Origin of the sequence: Streptomyces sp. NPDC058619, assembly GCF_042717785.1 — a bacterium.
Taxonomy (GTDB): domain Bacteria; phylum Actinomycetota; class Actinomycetes; order Streptomycetales; family Streptomycetaceae; genus Streptomyces.
This window is the reverse complement of record NZ_JBHXQN010000064.1, coordinates 17,539-33,091: the sequence shown is the minus strand read 5'-3', so window position 1 is coordinate 33,091 and position 15,553 is coordinate 17,539. Positions and strand designations below refer to the sequence as shown.

Sequence of the window (15,553 nt, the reverse complement as noted above, 5' to 3'; positions counted from 1 at the left end):
CTGCAGGGGGGACCCTGTGGGAGAGTAGGACGCCGCCGAACAATTATTGTGGGAAAGCCCCGCACCTTATGGTGCGGGGCTTTTCTGCGTTCCGGGCCCGTGTGTGCTCTCCTGTAGGGTCGGGGTGCATCGTTCAACATTTCTCACGTCAGTGGAGGCCCCCGGGTGGAGGTCCAGGAGACTCGGGTTCAGACCGACCGAATTTTCACGATTCCGAACATCCTGAGCATGGCTCGCCTGGCCGGTGTGCCCCTGTTCCTGTGGCTGATCCTCGCCGAGCACGACGGGTGGGCCCTGGCCGTCCTCATGCTCAGCGGAATCAGTGACTACCTGGACGGGAAGCTCGCCCGGCGCTGGAACCAGATCAGCAACCTCGGCCGGCTCCTGGATCCTGCCGCGGACAGGCTCTACATCCTGTCCACGCTCTTCGGGCTGACCTATCGGGAGATCCTGCCCCTGTGGCTGACCGGAGCCCTGCTGGCCCGCGAGCTGATGCTGCTGGTCATGGTGTGGATCCTGCGCCGCCACGGGTACCCGCCGCCGCAGGTGAACTTCCTCGGCAAGGCCGCGACCTTCAACCTGATGTACGCGTTCCCGTTGCTGCTGCTCAGTGACGGCACGGGCTGGTTGGCCTGGACGGGGTCAGTTTTGGGATGGGCGTTCGCCGGATGGGGTACAACCCTCTATTGGTGGGCAGGAGTGCTGTACGTGGTTCAGGTCCGCCGTCTCGTCAAGGCGGATCCCACAGCCGATTGAGCTCGCTCAGCGCCGGATGACGCGGAGCAACCGCAGAGTCACCGTCCGGAACGGGTGAGGTCGGCGAGATCGTCGTCTCCCAAGGAGGACTCTTCCGACATGAAGGCCGTCGTGATGGCCGGTGGCGAAGGCACGCGCCTGCGCCCAATGACCTCGAGCATGCCCAAGCCGCTCCTGCCGGTGGCCAACCGGCCGATCATGGAGCACGTGCTGAGGCTGCTCAAGCGGCATGGGCTCAGCGAGACCGTGGTCACCGTGCAGTTCCTGGCATCGCTCGTCAAGAACTACTTCGGTGACGGCGAAGAGCTCGGGATGGAGCTCACCTATGCCAACGAGGAGAAGCCACTCGGGACCGCCGGCAGCGTGAAGAACGCCGAGGAGGCCCTGAAGGACGACACGTTCCTCGTGATCTCCGGCGATGCGCTCACCGACTTCGACCTCACCGACCTCATCCGGTTCCACAAGGAGAAGGGCGGACTCGTCACGGTCTGCCTGACCCGGGTCCCCAACCCGCTGGAATTCGGCATCACCATCGTGGACGAGGAAGGCAAGGTCGAGCGTTTCCTCGAGAAGCCGACCTGGGGACAGGTGTTCTCGGACACCATCAACACCGGCATCTACGTGATGGAGCCGGAGATCTTCGACTACGTGGACGCGGACGTCTCCGTGGACTGGTCCGCAGACGTCTTCCCGCAGCTCATGAAGGAAGGCCGGCCGATCTACGGCTACGTGGCCGAGGGCTACTGGGAGGACGTCGGCACGCACGAGAGCTACGTCAAGGCCCAGGCCGACGTGCTCGAGGGCAAGGTCCAGGTCGACATGGACGGCTTCGAGATCTCGCCCGGCGTGTGGATCGCCGAGGGCGCCGAGGTCAGCCCCGACGCGGTGCTCCGCGGCCCGCTGTACATCGGGGACTATGCCAAGGTCGAAGCGGGCGTCGAGATCCGCGAGCACACCGTCGTCGGCTCGAACGTCGTCGTCAAGAGCGGCGCCTTCCTGCACAAGGCGGTCGTCCACGACAACGTCTACATCGGACCCCACAGCAACCTCCGTGGCTGCGTCATCGGCAAGAACACCGACATCATGCGGGCCGCGCGGATCGAGGACGGCGCCGTCATCGGCGACGAGTGCCTGGTCGGCGAGGAGTCGATCGTCCAGGGGAACGTACGCGTCTACCCGTTCAAGACGATCGAGGCCGGCGCCTTCGTCAACACCTCGGTCATCTGGGAGTCCCGCGGACAGGCCCACCTCTTCGGAGCGCGCGGCGTCTCCGGGATCCTGAACGTGGAGATCACCCCCGAGCTGGTCGTCCGGCTCGCCGGGGCCTACGCGACGACCTTGAAGAAGGGCGCGATCGTCACCACTGCCCGAGACCACTCCCGAGGCGCGAGAGCGCTCAAGCGGGCCGTGATCTCGGCGCTCCAGGCCAGCGCCATCAACGTGCGCGACCTGGAGAACGTCCCGCTGCCCGTCGCGCGGCAGCAGACCGCACGCGGCAGCGCGGGCGGGATCGTGCTGCGGACCTCGCCCGGAGTGCCGGACTCCGTCGACATCATGTTCCTGGACGAGCGGGGAGCCGACCTCTCGCTCCAGCAGCAGCGCAAGCTGGACCGGGTCTACGCCCGCCAGGAGTACCGGCGCGCGTTCCCCGGCGAGATCGGCGACCTCCAGTTCCCCGGCAGCGTCTTCGACGCCTACACCGGCTCGCTCCTGCGGCGGGTGGACATCACGGGGATCGGCGACGCCGGGCTCAAGGTGGTCGTGGACGCCTCCAACGGAAGCGCCGGCCTCGTACTGCCCAGCCTCCTCGGCCGTCTCGGCGTGGACGCCCTGACGATCAACCCCGGACTCGACGAGTCCAGGCCGACCGAGACCACCGAGTCCCGGCGGGCCGGGCTGGTGCGGCTCGGCGAGATCGTCGCCTCCGCGCGGGCCGCCTTCGGCGTGCGCTTCGACCCGGTGGGCGAGCGGATCTCCCTGGTCGACGAGCGCGGGCGGATCATCGAGGACGACCGGGCCCTGCTGGTCCTGCTCGACCTGGTCGCCGCGGAGAAGCGCAGCGGCAAGGTGGCGCTGCCGGTGACCACGACGCGGGTCGCGGAACAGGTGGCCGCGTACCACGGCACCCAGGTGGAGTGGACCACGACCTCCCCGGACGACCTGACGCGGGTCGGCCGGGCGGAGAACACCATCTTCGGCGGCGACGGCCGGGGCGGGTTCATCGTCCCCGAGTTCGGCAGCGTCTTCGACGGGTCGGCCGCGTTCGTCCAGCTGCTCGGCCTCGTCGCGCGGACGCAGCTCACGCTGAGCCAGATCGACGCCCGGATCCCCAGGGCCCACGTGCTCAAGCGGGACGTGCCGACCCCGTGGGCCGTCAAGGGGCTCGTCATGCGACGGGTCGTGGAGGCGGCCGGAGACCGGCAGGTGGACACCACCGACGGGGTGCGGGTCGTCGAGGCGGACGGGCGCTGGGCGCTGGTCCTCCCGGACCCGGCCGAGGCCGTCACCCACCTGTGGGCCGAGGGACCCGACGACGCTTCGGCGCAGGCCCTGCTCGACGAGTGGGCGGCCGTGGTGGACGGCGGCCAGTGACCGCCGCGGGGTGATCCGCGTACGAACGAAGTCCGGCGGGCCGGGTACGGGAACAGCTCCGTACCCGGCCCGCCGGACGCATTGGGTGTGTGCGGCGCCGACATGCGACGATGTGCGGCATGTCGCAGCCGCCTCACCATCGGAATCCGGCGTCCCCGCCCGCGCGCCCGGACGCCTCCATGTCGCTGCTGACCCACGTGATGGACCACAGCCTCGACGAGGGGTACGCGGAGGCATCGGCCCGGCGCGAAGCGGACGGTACGGCAGGGCTGCCGCGCACGCTCAAGGCCAAGCTGGGGCTCGCGGCCGGGCTCGTCCTGGCCGCCCTCGTCGTCACGCTCGGCGCCGCCGAGGCGCGGATGGCCGCGCCGGTACTGGCCAAGGAGCGCCACGAACTGATCGACCGGGTGGAGCGGGCCGATGAGCGCGCGGACGGCCTGGAGCGGGACATCGAGCGGCTGCGGACGAACGTCGCGGACCGGCAGCGCGCCGCACTGAAGCAGCCCGGAGGCGGGCAGGGGGAGCTCGTCGCGCTGCTGTCCGGTGCCACCGAGGTGCGCGGGCCCGGGGTCAAACTGGTCGTGGACGACGCGAAGGGTTCTTCGTCGAGCGGCGGCGGACCCCGTGAGAGCGCGGGCTTCTCCGACACCGGCCGGCTTCGCGACCGCGACATGCAGAAGATCGTCAACGGCCTGTGGCAGTCCGGGGCGGAGGCCGTCTCGATCAACGGGCAACGGCTGACGCAACTGTCGGCGATCAGGGCCGCGGGCGACGCGATACTGGTCGACAACAAGCCTCTGGTACCGCCGTACGAGGTCCTGGCGGTGGGGGACAGGAGGCGTCTCGGCGCCGCCTTCCAGGACTCGGCGGACGGCCAGTACCTGCACGTGCTGCAGGAGAACTACGGAATCCGCTCCACCCTGTCCGCCCAGGACGAGGTGCGGCTGCCGGCCGCGTCGAGCCTGACCGTGCGGACAGCCACAGCAGCAGAGCAGCAGAAGGGTGCATCGTGATCGCGGTACTGGGCCTCGTGGTCGGAGTGGTGGTCGGACTTCTGGTCCGGCCCGAAGTGCCGGCCGTGGTGGAGCCTTATCTGCCGATCGCCGTCGTGGCGGCGCTGGACGCGGTGTTCGGCGGTCTGCGCGCGATGCTGGACGGCATCTTCGTGGACAAGGTCTTCGTCGTGTCGTTCCTGTCGAACGTGGTCGTGGCCGCGCTGATCGTCTTCCTGGGCGACAAGCTGGGCGTCGGCTCGCAGCTGTCCACCGGTGTGGTCGTGGTCCTCGGCATCCGCATCTTCTCCAACGCCGCGGCCATCCGCCGGCACGTGTTCCGGGCGTGAGGCCGATGAGTACGAACGACACGCCGCCCGAGCGCCCCGAGGGACCCGGCGGATCCGGTGCGCCCGGCGGCCCGGTGCCGCCCGTACCGCCCGTGCAGCCCCCGACGCCCGTGCAGCCTCCACCGCCCGTGCAGCCGCTCCGGCCCGTGCAGCCGGTGCAGCCCGCACCGCCTGTCGGGCCGACGCCGCCGCCGCCGTTGCCGAGCCCGCCCCCGCCGCCCGCGGCGTCCGCCCCGCCGGCGCCGCCGGAGGCTCCCGAGCAGACCGGACGGCAGCGGCTCGCGGCCGGGCTGTGGCCGCCGCGGGTGAGCCGGGCCCAACTGATCGTCGCGCTGCTGCTGTTCGTCCTCGGGCTGGGCCTGGCCATCCAGGTGCGGTCCAACAGTGACGAGAGCGCCCTGCGCGGGGCCCGTCAGGACGACCTCGTACGCATCCTCGACGAGCTCGACGGGCGGACCAAGCGCCTGGAGGACGAGAAGCAGCGGCTGGAGGACCAGCGCAAGGAGCTGGAGAGCAGCTCCAACCAGGCCGAGGAGGCCCGCAAGCAGACCGTGGAGAAGGAGCGCCAACTCGGCATCCTGGCCGGTACGGTGGCTGCGCAGGGGCCGGGGATCACGCTGAAGATCACCGATCCCACCGGTCAGGTGCAGTCCGACCAACTGCTGGACACCCTTCAGGAGCTGCGGGCGGCCGGCGCCGAGGCGATCCAGATCAACGGGACGCGCATCGTGGCGGGCTCGTACTTCTCGGACGAGGACGGCGGGGTCGCGATCGACGGCAAGAAGATCACACAACCCTACGAGTTCAAGGTGATCGGCAAGCCCCAGGATCTGGAGCCCGCGCTCAACATCCCCGGCGGCGTCGTCCAGACGCTGGAGAAGGAGCAGGCCGCGGTCGCCGTCACGCGGTCGGCGAAGATCGTTGTGGACGCCTTGCGGGCGGCGAAGCAGCCTGACTACGCTCGGTCGTCATCACCATGAGATGCGGTGAGGAGCGGAGCGGCTCACGCGGGCGGAAGCCTGCGGGGGGTCGGCGCACCGAAGTCGCGGTGCGTGGTGGAAACTGTCTGGTGGTTACGGACGTTGTGAGTATGTCCGGGTCGGCAGGTGTGTGCATTCGGAGTTCGTCCTGCCCCACGGGCGGGTCTGTTTCGGTCAAGGGGAATCGCCCGTGAAGTTGTTTGAGAAGTTGTTCGGCAAGAAGAACCGCGAGGAAGGCGGCTCGGCACGCCATCGCGCCGGGCACGGTGACGCAGAGGGACAGGGCGACCGGCCGCTCTTCCGTGACGAGGTCGGCGGCGCGGGGGACAATTCGGGCGCATACGGCGCGTCGACTGTTGACCCCGCTGGTACCGGACGCATAGGTTTCGGTGAACCATCAACCTCAAGTGCGGGTGGAGGGTTTGCCTCCGACCCGTATGCCACCAGTGCCTCCGCGGGGCAGCCGCGGCGCGAGGAGCCGTCCATGTCGGCCGAGCAGGTTTGCAGCAGGTGTGGACACCGCAGCGATGCGGCCAGCCGCTTCTGCTCCAACTGCGGGGCGCCGCTGCGGGCGGGTCTGACGCCGGAGCGCGCCTCGGAGACCACGTCCACCATCTCGATCTCGGGCCTGGAGGCCTACGAGGCCGAGGTGTCGGGCCAAACGCACGTGTCGTCCTCGCTGTCCCCCGAGGCCCAGGCCGCGGTGGAGGCCCTGCCGCCCGGTTCCGCCCTGCTCATCGTGCGGCGCGGTCCCAACTCCGGCAGCCGTTTCCTGCTGGACGGCGAGCTGACCACGGCCGGCCGGCACCCGCAGAGCGACATCTTCCTGGACGACGTCACCGTCTCCCGGCGCCATGTCGAGTTCCGCAGGAGCCAGGACGGCGGATTCACCGTGGCCGACGTCGGCAGCCTCAACGGCACGTACGTGAACCGGGAACCGATCGAGTCCGTCGCCCTGCACAACGGCGACGAGGTACAGATCGGCAAGTACCGGGTGGTCTTCTACGCAAGCCTGCGGGGCATCTGACCCGCCCCCGGACCGCGTCCGGGGGCCCAGGAAAGGTCCCCATGTTGCGCACCCCGACAGGCGGTGCCGGAAACGGCACCGCCGGCTCGGCCGGGCGGCTGGTGAGCATCGGAACGGTGCTCACCACGCTGCGTGACGAGTTCCCCGAAGTCACGATCTCGAAGATCCGCTTCCTGGAGGCGGAGGGGCTGGTCGAGCCCACGCGTACTCCGTCCGGGTACCGCAAGTTCAGCGCCGGGGACGTGGAGCGACTCGCCCACATCCTGCGGTTGCAGCGTGACCACTACCTGCCCCTGAAAGTCATCCGCGACCAGCTCGACGCCCTCGCACGCGGGGAGCAGATCCGCATCCCGGCGCCGACGGCGCACCGTGACCCCGGCGACGCGCCCGATCCCGGCAGTCCGGCGGTCGTCTACGGCGAAGTCGGCCGCGAACGGCCCACCGCGCCGCGCATCGGCCGGGCGGAACTGCTCGCGACCGCCGACGTGGACGAGGTGCAGCTCGTCGAGTGGGAGTCGTACGGGCTGCTGGCCGAGGCCCCGGGCGGCGGATTCGACGCCGAGGCCGTCACCGTGGCCCGTCTGGTGGCCGATCTGGGCCGGTTCGGGCTGGAGCCGCGCCACCTGCGTGCCATGAAGGCCGCCGCGGACCGCGAGGCGGGGCTCGTCGAACAGGTCGTGGCACCGTTGCGCCGGCACCGCAACCCGCAGACCCGGGCCCACGCCGAGGCGACGCTGAAGGAGCTCGCGGGGCTGTCCGTACGGCTGCACGAGGCGCTCGTACAGACCGCTCTCGGGGTCCGCCTGTAGGGACCGAGGGCGGCCCGACTACCCAAACCGGCTGGGCAGGTCCTAGGGTTACTGTGTGAACGAGCTCGACGTTGTGGGTGTCCGGGTGGAAATGCCCTCCAACCAACCGATCGTGCTCCTGCGTGAAGTGGGAGGCGATCGGTACCTCCCCATCTGGATCGGTCCAGGGGAGGCGACCGCCATTGCCTTCGCGCAGCAGGGCATGGCCCCTGCCAGGCCGCTGACGCACGACTTGTTCAAGGACGTGCTGGAAGCGGTCGGCGAGGAGCTCACCGAGGTCCGGATCACGGATCTGCGGGAGGGCGTCTTCTACGCGGAGCTCGTCTTCGCCAGCGGGGTCGAGGTGAGCGCGAGGCCATCCGACGCCATAGCGCTGGCCCTGCGGACGGGGACGCCGATCTACGGCAGTGACGGCGTGCTCGACGACGCCGGAATCGCCATTCCCGACGAGCAGGAGGACGAGGTGGAGAAGTTCCGCGAGTTCCTCGACCAGATCTCGCCCGAGGACTTCGGCACCGGCCCGCAGTAGGGCGCAGGCCGCGTCGTCCACGGGGAAGCGCCGGCCCATTCGAGCAGCCTTTCCCGGCAATCGGATACGGGAAACCACTCTCAGGGTGATTATCACTCGGCGTGCCGAGTGTGGCGATCGTTGACGCACCCCTGGTGACTGCCTACCTTCAAGGTGGGCAGGTCAAGGACGGAGGGTCGGCGTGAGGATCACGGGCGACGGTACGACCGGGGGCACCCCCGTACGGAGTGACGGCGGACCGTACCCGCTTTACGGGAGCACGGTGGGGTCCGCGCGCCGTCAGCCGGAGTCGACGCCGGTCGGACCGGTGAGCGGCGACCCGGCGCCCGAGGAGGTCGGCTACCGCGGGCCCACGGCGTGCGCCGCGGCCGGGATCACCTACCGGCAGCTCGACTACTGGGCCCGGACCGGACTGGTGGAGCCCAGCGTGCGTGCCGCGTACGGGTCGGGTACGCAGCGGCTGTACAGCTTCCGGGACGTGGTGGTCCTCAAGGTCGTGAAGCGCTTCCTGGACACCGGTGTGGCGCTGCAGAACATCCGCACGGCCGTACAGCACCTGCGGGACCCCGGATTCGCGGACCTGGAGCGGACGACGCTCATGAGCGACGGCGCCTCCGTGTACGAGTGCACCTCGCCGGACCAGGTCGTGAGCCTGCTCCAGGGCGGGCAGGGCGTCTTCGGGATCGCCGTCGGCGTCGTGTGGCGGGACGTGGAGAACGCGCTGGCGCAGCTGCACGGGGAGCGGGTGGACACGGGCGAGACCGTCGTCGGCCACCACCCGGCGGACGAGCTGGCGGCCCGCCGCAACCGGGCCGTGTGACCCCGGCCTGAGCACGGACGGCCGTGCCGGCGGGCGCGGGGCCCAGAGGGGGCTCCGCGCCCGCCGGCGGCTGCGGCCCGGCCGGGAGGCGTCCCGGAACCGGTTCCCGGGATTGTCAGAGGCGTAGGGCAGCATCGGGGGCGTGAGAGCCGCGCCGACCATCCTGCACCTGGACATGGACGCCTTCTACGCCTCCGTGGAGCAGGCGTCGAAGCCGAGCCTGCGGGGCAAGGCCGTGATCGTCGGAGGGCTCGGTCCGCGCGGGGTCGTCGCCACGGCCTCGTACGAGGCGCGGCGCTTCGGGGTGCACTCGGCCATGCCGATGGCGCAGGCCCGGCGGCTCTGCCCCAACGGCGCCTGCCTGGTGCCGCGCTTCAGCCTCTACCGCGAGGTCAGCGAAGTGGTCATGGCCATGCTGAGGGAGCTGTCGCCGCTGGTGGAGCCGCTCAGCCTGGACGAGGCGTTCGTGGACCTGGAGGCGGGCGGCGTCGCCTTCGACTCGCGCAGTGCCCGGGCGACGGGCGAGCGGCTGCGCGCGGACATCAGGGCGGCCACGAGCCTCAGCGGGTCGGTGGGACTGGCGGGGTCGAAGATGCTGGCGAAGGTGGCGTCCGAGGAGGCCAAGCCGGCTGGGCTGCTGCTGATCGAGCCGGGGACCGAGCGGGAGCTGCTCGCGCCGATGTCCGTACGGACCCTGCCCGGGGTGGGGCCGGCCACCGGGGAACACCTGCGCCGGGCCGGTATCACCACCGTGGGGGAGCTGGCGGAGGCCGGGGAGGACGAGCTGGTCCGGATGGTCGGGCGCGCGCACGGCGTCGGCCTCCACCGGATGGCCCTGGGGCTGGACGACCGGCCGGTGGTCGCCGAGCGGGACGCGAAGTCGGTGTCGGTCGAGGACACCTTCGACGTGGACCTGCACGACCGGGTCCGCATCCGCAACGAGGTGCAGCGGCTCGCGGACCGGTGCGTGCGCAGGCTCCGGGAGTCCGGGCACTCGGGTCGCACGATCGTGCTGAAGGTGCGCCGGTTCGACTTCTCGACGCTCACGCGCTCGGAGACGCTGCGCGGGCCCACCGACGACCCCGGGGTGGTGCGGGAGGCCGCGGCGCGGCTGCTGGAGGGCGTGGACACCACGGGCGGGGTGCGGCTGCTCGGGGTGGGGGTCACGGGGTTGGCGGACTACACGCAGGAGGACCTGTTCGCCCAGGCCGCCGCGATGCTCGCCGCCGAGGGGGACGGGCGGGCCGGGGACGTGCCCGACGTGGCGGAGGGGGCCGTTGGAGTGACGGGGGTGCCGGGGCCGTCGGAGGCAGGCGCCGGCGCGCAGGAGGCGGTGGCCGCCGGGAGTCCGGGGCCGCCCGTCGAGCACGGGCCGCCGGGGGAGGCGGAGGCCACCGCCGAGCGGCGCTGGGCGCCCGGAAACGACGTACGGCACGCCGTCCACGGGCCGGGGTGGGTGCAGGGCAGCGGGGTCGGGCGGGTGACCGTACGGTTCGAGCGGCCCGGGTCGGCCCCCGGCCGGGTGCGCACCTTCCGGGTGGACGATCCCGAGCTGGAGGCGGCCGATCCGCTGCCGCTCGTGGGGGAGCCGGTGGGGGAGGAGGAGCCGGGCACGGCCTGACGGGGCGCCCGGGCCGGCGGAGGAGGGGCGGCCGGTCAGCCGTCGTCGCCCGCCAGCCGGCCGAAGTCGCGCGGCTGCTCGGGGGGCGGGGGCGTCTGGTGGAAGTCGGACGGCAGGGTCACGTCCAGGCCGTAGTGGTGGTAGAGCTGCAGCTCCTGCTCGGGGGAGAGGTGGCGGCCGACGCCGAAGTCGGGGGCGTCCTTGATCAGGGAGCGGTCGAACGGGACGCGCAGCGCGTCCCCGACCAGCTCGCTCGGCTCCAGCGGGACGAAGGCGTCCCGGCTGAACAGGCCCGTCCGCACGGCGGCCCATTCCGGGACGCCGGTGGCGTCGTCGAGGTAGACCTCGTCGATGGTGCCGATCTTGCTGCCGTTGCGGTCGAACGCCTTGCGGCCGATCAGGCTGCGCGGATCGATGTCGGTCTGCACGGTCCCTCCATCTGGTCGCAACTCCTCCGTAATGACTACAGAAGTGCATATTGGGAGTCGAGGCCACTCGGGGAGGCTCCGAAAGGGCGCTGGTAGGCTGGGTGGCGGCTGTCGACCCTGTGCGGGAGAGTCCTCCGAATGAGCTCGACGGAGGCGCCGAAGGAGCAAATCCTCCCCGGAATCTCTCAGGCATACGTACCGCACGGACGAGGCCACTCTGGAAAGCAGGAGCGGGTACCGGGCCCAGTGCCGGTGCCTCTCCTCACCGACGGTGAAAGCCGGAGCTCGAGGGCGATCCCCGCGACTCCGGTGAAACTCTCAGGTTGAGATGACAGAGGGGGAGGCCGTCCGGGTGCCCGCGCCGTGGTGCCCCTCGCAGGTCATACGACCAGGAGGCCTCCGTACATGACCGCCAACCGCATTCCGCTCTCCCAGCTTGAGCGAGGCATCCCCTTCGAGCAGCGCCACATCGGCCCGGATGCCGGGGCGCAGGCGAAGATGCTCGCCCAGGTGGGCTACGGCTCCCTGGACGAACTGACCGCCGCCGCGGTACCGGATGTGATCAAGACCACCGAGGCGCTGAACCTGCCCGAGGCGCTGACCGAGGCCGAGGTGCTGGCCGAGCTGCGGTCGCTCGCCGACCGCAACCAGGTCCTCTCCTCCATGATCGGTCTCGGCTACTACGGGACCTTCACGCCGCCGGTGATCCTGCGCAACGTCATGGAGAACCCGGCCTGGTACACGGCCTACACCCCGTACCAGCCGGAGATCTCGCAGGGCCGCCTGGAGGCGCTGCTGAACTTCCAGACCGTCGTCGCCGACCTGACCGGGCTGCCGACCTCGGGCGCCTCGCTGCTCGACGAGGGCACGGCGGCCGCCGAAGCCATGTCCCTGGCCCGCCGCGTGGGCAAGGTCAAGGGCGGTGTATTCCTGATCGACGCCGACGCGCTGCCGCAGACCATCGCCGTGATCGAGACCCGTGCCGAGCCCACGGGCGTGGAGATCGTCGTCGCGGACCTCTCCGACGGCATCCCGGCCGAGATCGCCGAGCGCGGCGTCTTCGGCGTGCTGCTCCAGTACCCGGGTGCCTCCGGCGCCGTGCGCGACATCAAGCCGGTCATCGACCAGGCGCACGGGCTCGGTGCCGTCGTCACCGTCTCGGCCGACCTGCTGGCCCTGACCCTGCTGACCTCGCCGGGCGAGCTCGGCGCGGACATCGCGGTCGGCACCACCCAGCGCTTCGGCGTCCCGATGGGCTTCGGCGGACCGCACGCCGGCTACATGGCCGTCCAGGCCAAGCACGCCCGCTCGCTCCCGGGCCGCCTCGTCGGCGTCTCCGTGGACGCGGACGGCAACAAGGCGTACCGCCTGGCCCTGCAGACCCGCGAGCAGCACATCCGCCGCGAGAAGGCCACCAGCAACATCTGTACCGCGCAGGTGCTGCTCGCCGTCATGGCCGCCATGTACGCCGTCTACCACGGCCCGGACGGCCTGCGGACGATCGCCCGCCGGACGCACCGCTACGCCGCCCTCCTCGCCGCGGGCCTGCGGGCCGGCGGGGTCGAGATCGTCCACGGCTCGTACTTCGACACCGTCACCGCCCGGGTTCCCGGCCGGGCCGACGAGGTCGTCGCCGCCGCCCGTGAGGGCGGGGTCAACCTGTACCGGGTCGACGCCGACCTCGTCTCCGTCTCCTGCGACGAGACCACCCTGCGCGCGGACATCGAGGCCGTCTGGGCCGCCTTCGGCGTCAGCGCCGACATCGAGGCGCTCGACGCGGCCACGGCCGACACGCTGCCCGAGGCCCTGCTGCGCTCGGACGAGGTCCTCACGCACCCGGTCTTCCACCAGCACCGCTCCGAGACCGCGATGCTGCGCTACCTGCGCAAGCTCTCGGACAAGGACTACGCGCTGGACCGCGGCATGATCCCGCTGGGCTCCTGCACCATGAAGCTCAACGCCACCACCGAGATGGAGGCCGTCACCTGGCCCGAGTTCGGCCAGGTGCACCCGTTCGCCCCGGTGGAGCAGGCCGAGGGGTACCTCACGCTCATCACCGAGCTGGAGGAACGTCTCTGCGAGGTCACCGGCTACGACAAGGTCTCCATTCAGCCCAACGCCGGCTCGCAGGGTGAGCTGGCCGGTCTGCTGGCTGTGCGCGCCTACCACCGCGCCAACGGCGACGAGCAGCGCACCATCTGCCTCATCCCGTCCTCCGCGCACGGCACGAACGCCGCCAGCGCCGTGATGGCCGGCATGAAGGTCGTCGTCGTCAAGACGGCCGACGACGGCGAGGTGGACGCGGCGGACCTGCGGGCGAAGATCGAGCAGTACCGCGACGAGCTCGCCGTGCTGATGATCACCTACCCCTCCACGCACGGTGTGTTCGAGGAGCACGTCGCCGACATCTGCGCCCAGGTGCACGACGCCGGCGGCCAGGTCTACGTGGACGGCGCCAACCTCAACGCCCTGGTGGGCCTGGCCAAGCCGGGTCACTTCGGCGGCGACGTCTCGCACCTGAACCTGCACAAGACCTTCTGCATCCCGCACGGCGGCGGCGGCCCGGGCGTCGGCCCGGTCGGTGTCCGGGCGCACCTGGCCCCGTACCTGCCGAACCACCCGCTGCAGCCGACCGCCGGCCCCGAGACGGGCGTCGGTCCCATCTCCGCCGCGCCGTGGGGCTCCGCGGGCATCCTGCCGATCTCGTGGTCGTACGTGCGTCTGATGGGCGGCGAGGGCCTCAAGCGCGCCACCCAGGTGGCGGTGCTCGGTGCCAACTACATCGCCAAGCGACTGGAGCCGCACTACCCGGTGCTGTACACCGGCCCCGGCAACCTGGTCGCGCACGAGTGCATCATCGACCTGCGCCCGCTGACGAAGGCCACCGGCGTCAGTGTGGACGACATCGCCAAGCGCCTGATCGACTACGGCTTCCACGCGCCGACCATGTCGTTCCCGGTCGCGGGGACGCTGATGATCGAGCCGACGGAGTCCGAGGACCTCGCCGAGATCGACCGCTTCTGCGACGCGATGATCGCCATCCGCGCCGAGATCGAGCGGGTCGCGGGCGGCGAGTGGCCCCTGGAGGACAACCCGCTGGCCAACTCCCCGCACACGGCGGCGGCGCTGGGCGGCGAGTGGAACCACCCGTACACCCGTGACGAGGCGGTCTTCCCGGCCGGGGTCACGGCCGCGGAGAAGTACTGGCCGCCGGTCCGCCGCATCGACGGTGCGTTCGGCGACCGGAACCTGGTCTGCTCCTGCCCGCCGCTGGACGAGTACGACAACTGACGACCGGGCGCCGACAAGGGGCCGGTCCGGGATCTCCTCCCGGGCCGGCCCCTTCGTCGTTGCCGCGGCGGGTCAGGCCGCCTTCACCACCTGGGCGGCCGCCAGCGGGCGGTGCGGAGCGATGATCCTGCCGTCGGGCAGCAGCTCCCCGGTGTCCTCGAAGAGCAGGACCCCGTTGCACAGCAGGCTCCAGCCCTGTTCCGGGTGGTTCGCCACGGGGTGCGCGGCCTCCCGGTCGGCGGAGTCGGCTGACGGGCAGGCTGGCTGGTGCTGGCACATGGATGCGTTCTTTCGCTGCGGTGTGGTCTGCGTGCTACGGCTCGATGCGTGGTTCATGGCCGTCCCCCTGGGTCATCCCCGCACCCGCGGAGAGCTTGTCATCAGTCTTCCCCCACGACAGCCGCTTCGCAGGTATTTCCCGGCAGCTGTCCTCACAGAATGATGACGCATCACCCGTGCGGGCGGTTCAGTCCAACTCCCCTGTCATTTCGGGTGGTTCGGGAGTGGCCCGAGCGGGCTAGGCCGAATGGGCCACTCGGGTCAGGCGGCCGGCGCGGCCAGAGTGGGCGGGACCGGTGCCGGGGTCAGCCGGCGGGTGAGCGCCGGCAGCAGCTCGGACACCGGGTGCGGACGGAACGCCGCGATGCCGGGCGGGGCGGGCGCCAGCGGGACGAGCAGGTCCTCGCCGGCGGGCAGGCCCGCGGAGGCGTCGGCGCCGACCGCGCCGTGCAGCCACAGGGTCAGCATGTACAGCTCCGGTACGGACAGCAGCCGCGGCTGGTAGTTCGTGGGCAGCGACTCCGCCTGGCGCAGGGCGCGTTCGGTGGCGGCGACGTACGGACCCTCGAAGAAGTGGGAGAAGACCCAGCCGTCCGGGGTCAGCCGGGTGTCGGCCGCCGCGACGTGGCGGTCGCCGCTGCGGATCAGGAACCGCCAGCCGGTGAGCCGGGTGCGGGGCGGCCTGCCCCCGGCCGCCAGGTTGGACGTGTGCAGCCGGTCCATGACGTGGAGCGGGAGCGGGAGTTCGGCGGTCATCGGTCCCTGGACCGCGCGCAGGGCCGGAGTGTGTGCCTCGTGGGCGGCGGTGGGGGAACCGAGTGCCGCGAGGACGCTGCGCAGGGCGGGCGCGGGAGCCGGAGGGACATGCAGCGGCATGGTGGGTCGCCTCTCACTTGGGAGACCGGTGGAACGGGGGCAGGTGCGGACGGCGCTGTCGCATTCTGGGGCCAGAGGGGGGCTGAGGGGCAATGGCCGCGCGCCAACTCTCTGCCTCGTTTGCGGAGTTTATACGACATGTGTTCACGCAGTGTTTCAGCTAGCTGTCCCGGCTATTGCAGGCAAGTCGCTTACCGGTCCCG

Annotated in this window: 14 protein-coding genes and 1 riboswitch; of the genes, 11 read left to right on the top strand and 3 right to left on the bottom strand. The window is 71.1% G+C overall.

Going from position 1 to position 15,553, the window contains the following annotated elements; all coding sequences use genetic code 11:
- The first annotated feature begins 165 nt into the window (after positions 1–165).
- The 10 genes from ACFWTC_RS33810 to ACFWTC_RS33765 all read left to right on the top strand — a co-directional run bounded on the left by ACFWTC_RS33810 (position 166) and on the right by ACFWTC_RS33765 (position 10,476).
- On the top strand, positions 166–756 hold the full coding sequence (locus tag ACFWTC_RS33810; RefSeq protein WP_383913437.1) for a CDP-alcohol phosphatidyltransferase family protein: 591 nt from the start codon (positions 166–168) through the stop codon (positions 754–756).
- Between the two features lie 99 nt (positions 757–855).
- On the top strand, positions 856–3,348 hold the full coding sequence (locus tag ACFWTC_RS33805; protein WP_383932969.1) for a sugar phosphate nucleotidyltransferase: 2,493 nt from the start codon (positions 856–858) through the stop codon (positions 3,346–3,348).
- A gap of 110 nt (positions 3,349–3,458) precedes the next feature.
- The gene (locus tag ACFWTC_RS33800; protein ID WP_383932975.1) at positions 3,459–4,361 is read left to right on the top strand and encodes a DUF881 domain-containing protein; all 903 of its coding nucleotides are present in this window, start codon (positions 3,459–3,461) and stop codon (positions 4,359–4,361) included.
- A complete protein-coding gene (locus ACFWTC_RS33795; protein WP_112452698.1) occupies positions 4,358–4,690 on the top strand; it encodes a small basic family protein in 333 nt (110 codons plus the stop codon). Before ACFWTC_RS33800 ends, ACFWTC_RS33795 begins: the two co-directional genes overlap by 4 nt.
- A gap of 5 nt (positions 4,691–4,695) precedes the next feature.
- Entirely contained in the window at positions 4,696–5,670 is a 975-nt protein-coding gene (locus ACFWTC_RS33790; protein ID WP_384029809.1) for a DUF881 domain-containing protein, read from the top strand.
- Between the two features lie 82 nt (positions 5,671–5,752).
- Positions 5,753–6,697 (top strand): FHA domain-containing protein, encoded by a 945-nt coding sequence (locus ACFWTC_RS33785; RefSeq protein WP_383932973.1) that lies wholly within the window; start codon positions 5,753–5,755, stop codon positions 6,695–6,697.
- A 41-nt stretch (positions 6,698–6,738) separates the two neighbouring features.
- A complete protein-coding gene (locus tag ACFWTC_RS33780) occupies positions 6,739–7,506 on the top strand; it encodes a MerR family transcriptional regulator (protein ID WP_383932965.1) in 768 nt (255 codons plus the stop codon).
- 55 nt (positions 7,507–7,561) lie between these two features.
- Positions 7,562–8,035, top strand: a complete 474-nt coding sequence (locus ACFWTC_RS33775; protein WP_007262890.1) for a bifunctional nuclease family protein — start codon at positions 7,562–7,564, stop codon at positions 8,033–8,035.
- A gap of 181 nt (positions 8,036–8,216) precedes the next feature.
- Positions 8,217–8,855, top strand: a complete 639-nt coding sequence (locus ACFWTC_RS33770) for a MerR family transcriptional regulator (protein ID WP_383932963.1) — start codon at positions 8,217–8,219, stop codon at positions 8,853–8,855.
- A 142-nt stretch (positions 8,856–8,997) separates the two neighbouring features.
- Complete coding sequence (locus tag ACFWTC_RS33765; RefSeq protein ID WP_383932813.1) at positions 8,998–10,476, top strand: DNA polymerase IV; 1,479 nt, start codon at positions 8,998–9,000, stop codon at positions 10,474–10,476.
- A 35-nt stretch (positions 10,477–10,511) separates the two neighbouring features.
- On the opposite strand, the gene ACFWTC_RS33760 is transcribed toward ACFWTC_RS33765, so the two are convergent.
- A complete protein-coding gene (locus ACFWTC_RS33760; protein ID WP_383932815.1) occupies positions 10,512–10,904 on the bottom strand; it encodes a PRC-barrel domain-containing protein in 393 nt (130 codons plus the stop codon).
- A gap of 112 nt (positions 10,905–11,016) precedes the next feature.
- Positions 11,017–11,115: riboswitch (glycine riboswitch) on the top strand.
- A gap of 194 nt (positions 11,116–11,309) precedes the next feature.
- Here ACFWTC_RS33760 and gcvP point away from each other — a divergent pair.
- Complete coding sequence (gene gcvP, locus ACFWTC_RS33755) at positions 11,310–14,195, top strand: aminomethyl-transferring glycine dehydrogenase (RefSeq protein WP_383932817.1); 2,886 nt, start codon at positions 11,310–11,312, stop codon at positions 14,193–14,195.
- A 72-nt stretch (positions 14,196–14,267) separates the two neighbouring features.
- Here gcvP and ACFWTC_RS33750 read toward each other — a convergent pair whose 3' ends face one another.
- Both ACFWTC_RS33750 and ACFWTC_RS33745 read right to left on the bottom strand, forming a co-directional pair.
- On the bottom strand, positions 14,268–14,474 hold the full coding sequence (locus ACFWTC_RS33750; protein ID WP_383932819.1) for a DUF5999 family protein: 207 nt from the start codon (positions 14,472–14,474) through the stop codon (positions 14,268–14,270).
- A 261-nt stretch (positions 14,475–14,735) separates the two neighbouring features.
- Positions 14,736–15,350, bottom strand: coding sequence for a hypothetical protein (locus ACFWTC_RS33745; RefSeq protein WP_383932821.1), 615 nt, complete (start codon positions 15,348–15,350; stop codon positions 14,736–14,738).
- Positions 15,351–15,553: the final 203 nt, after the last annotated feature.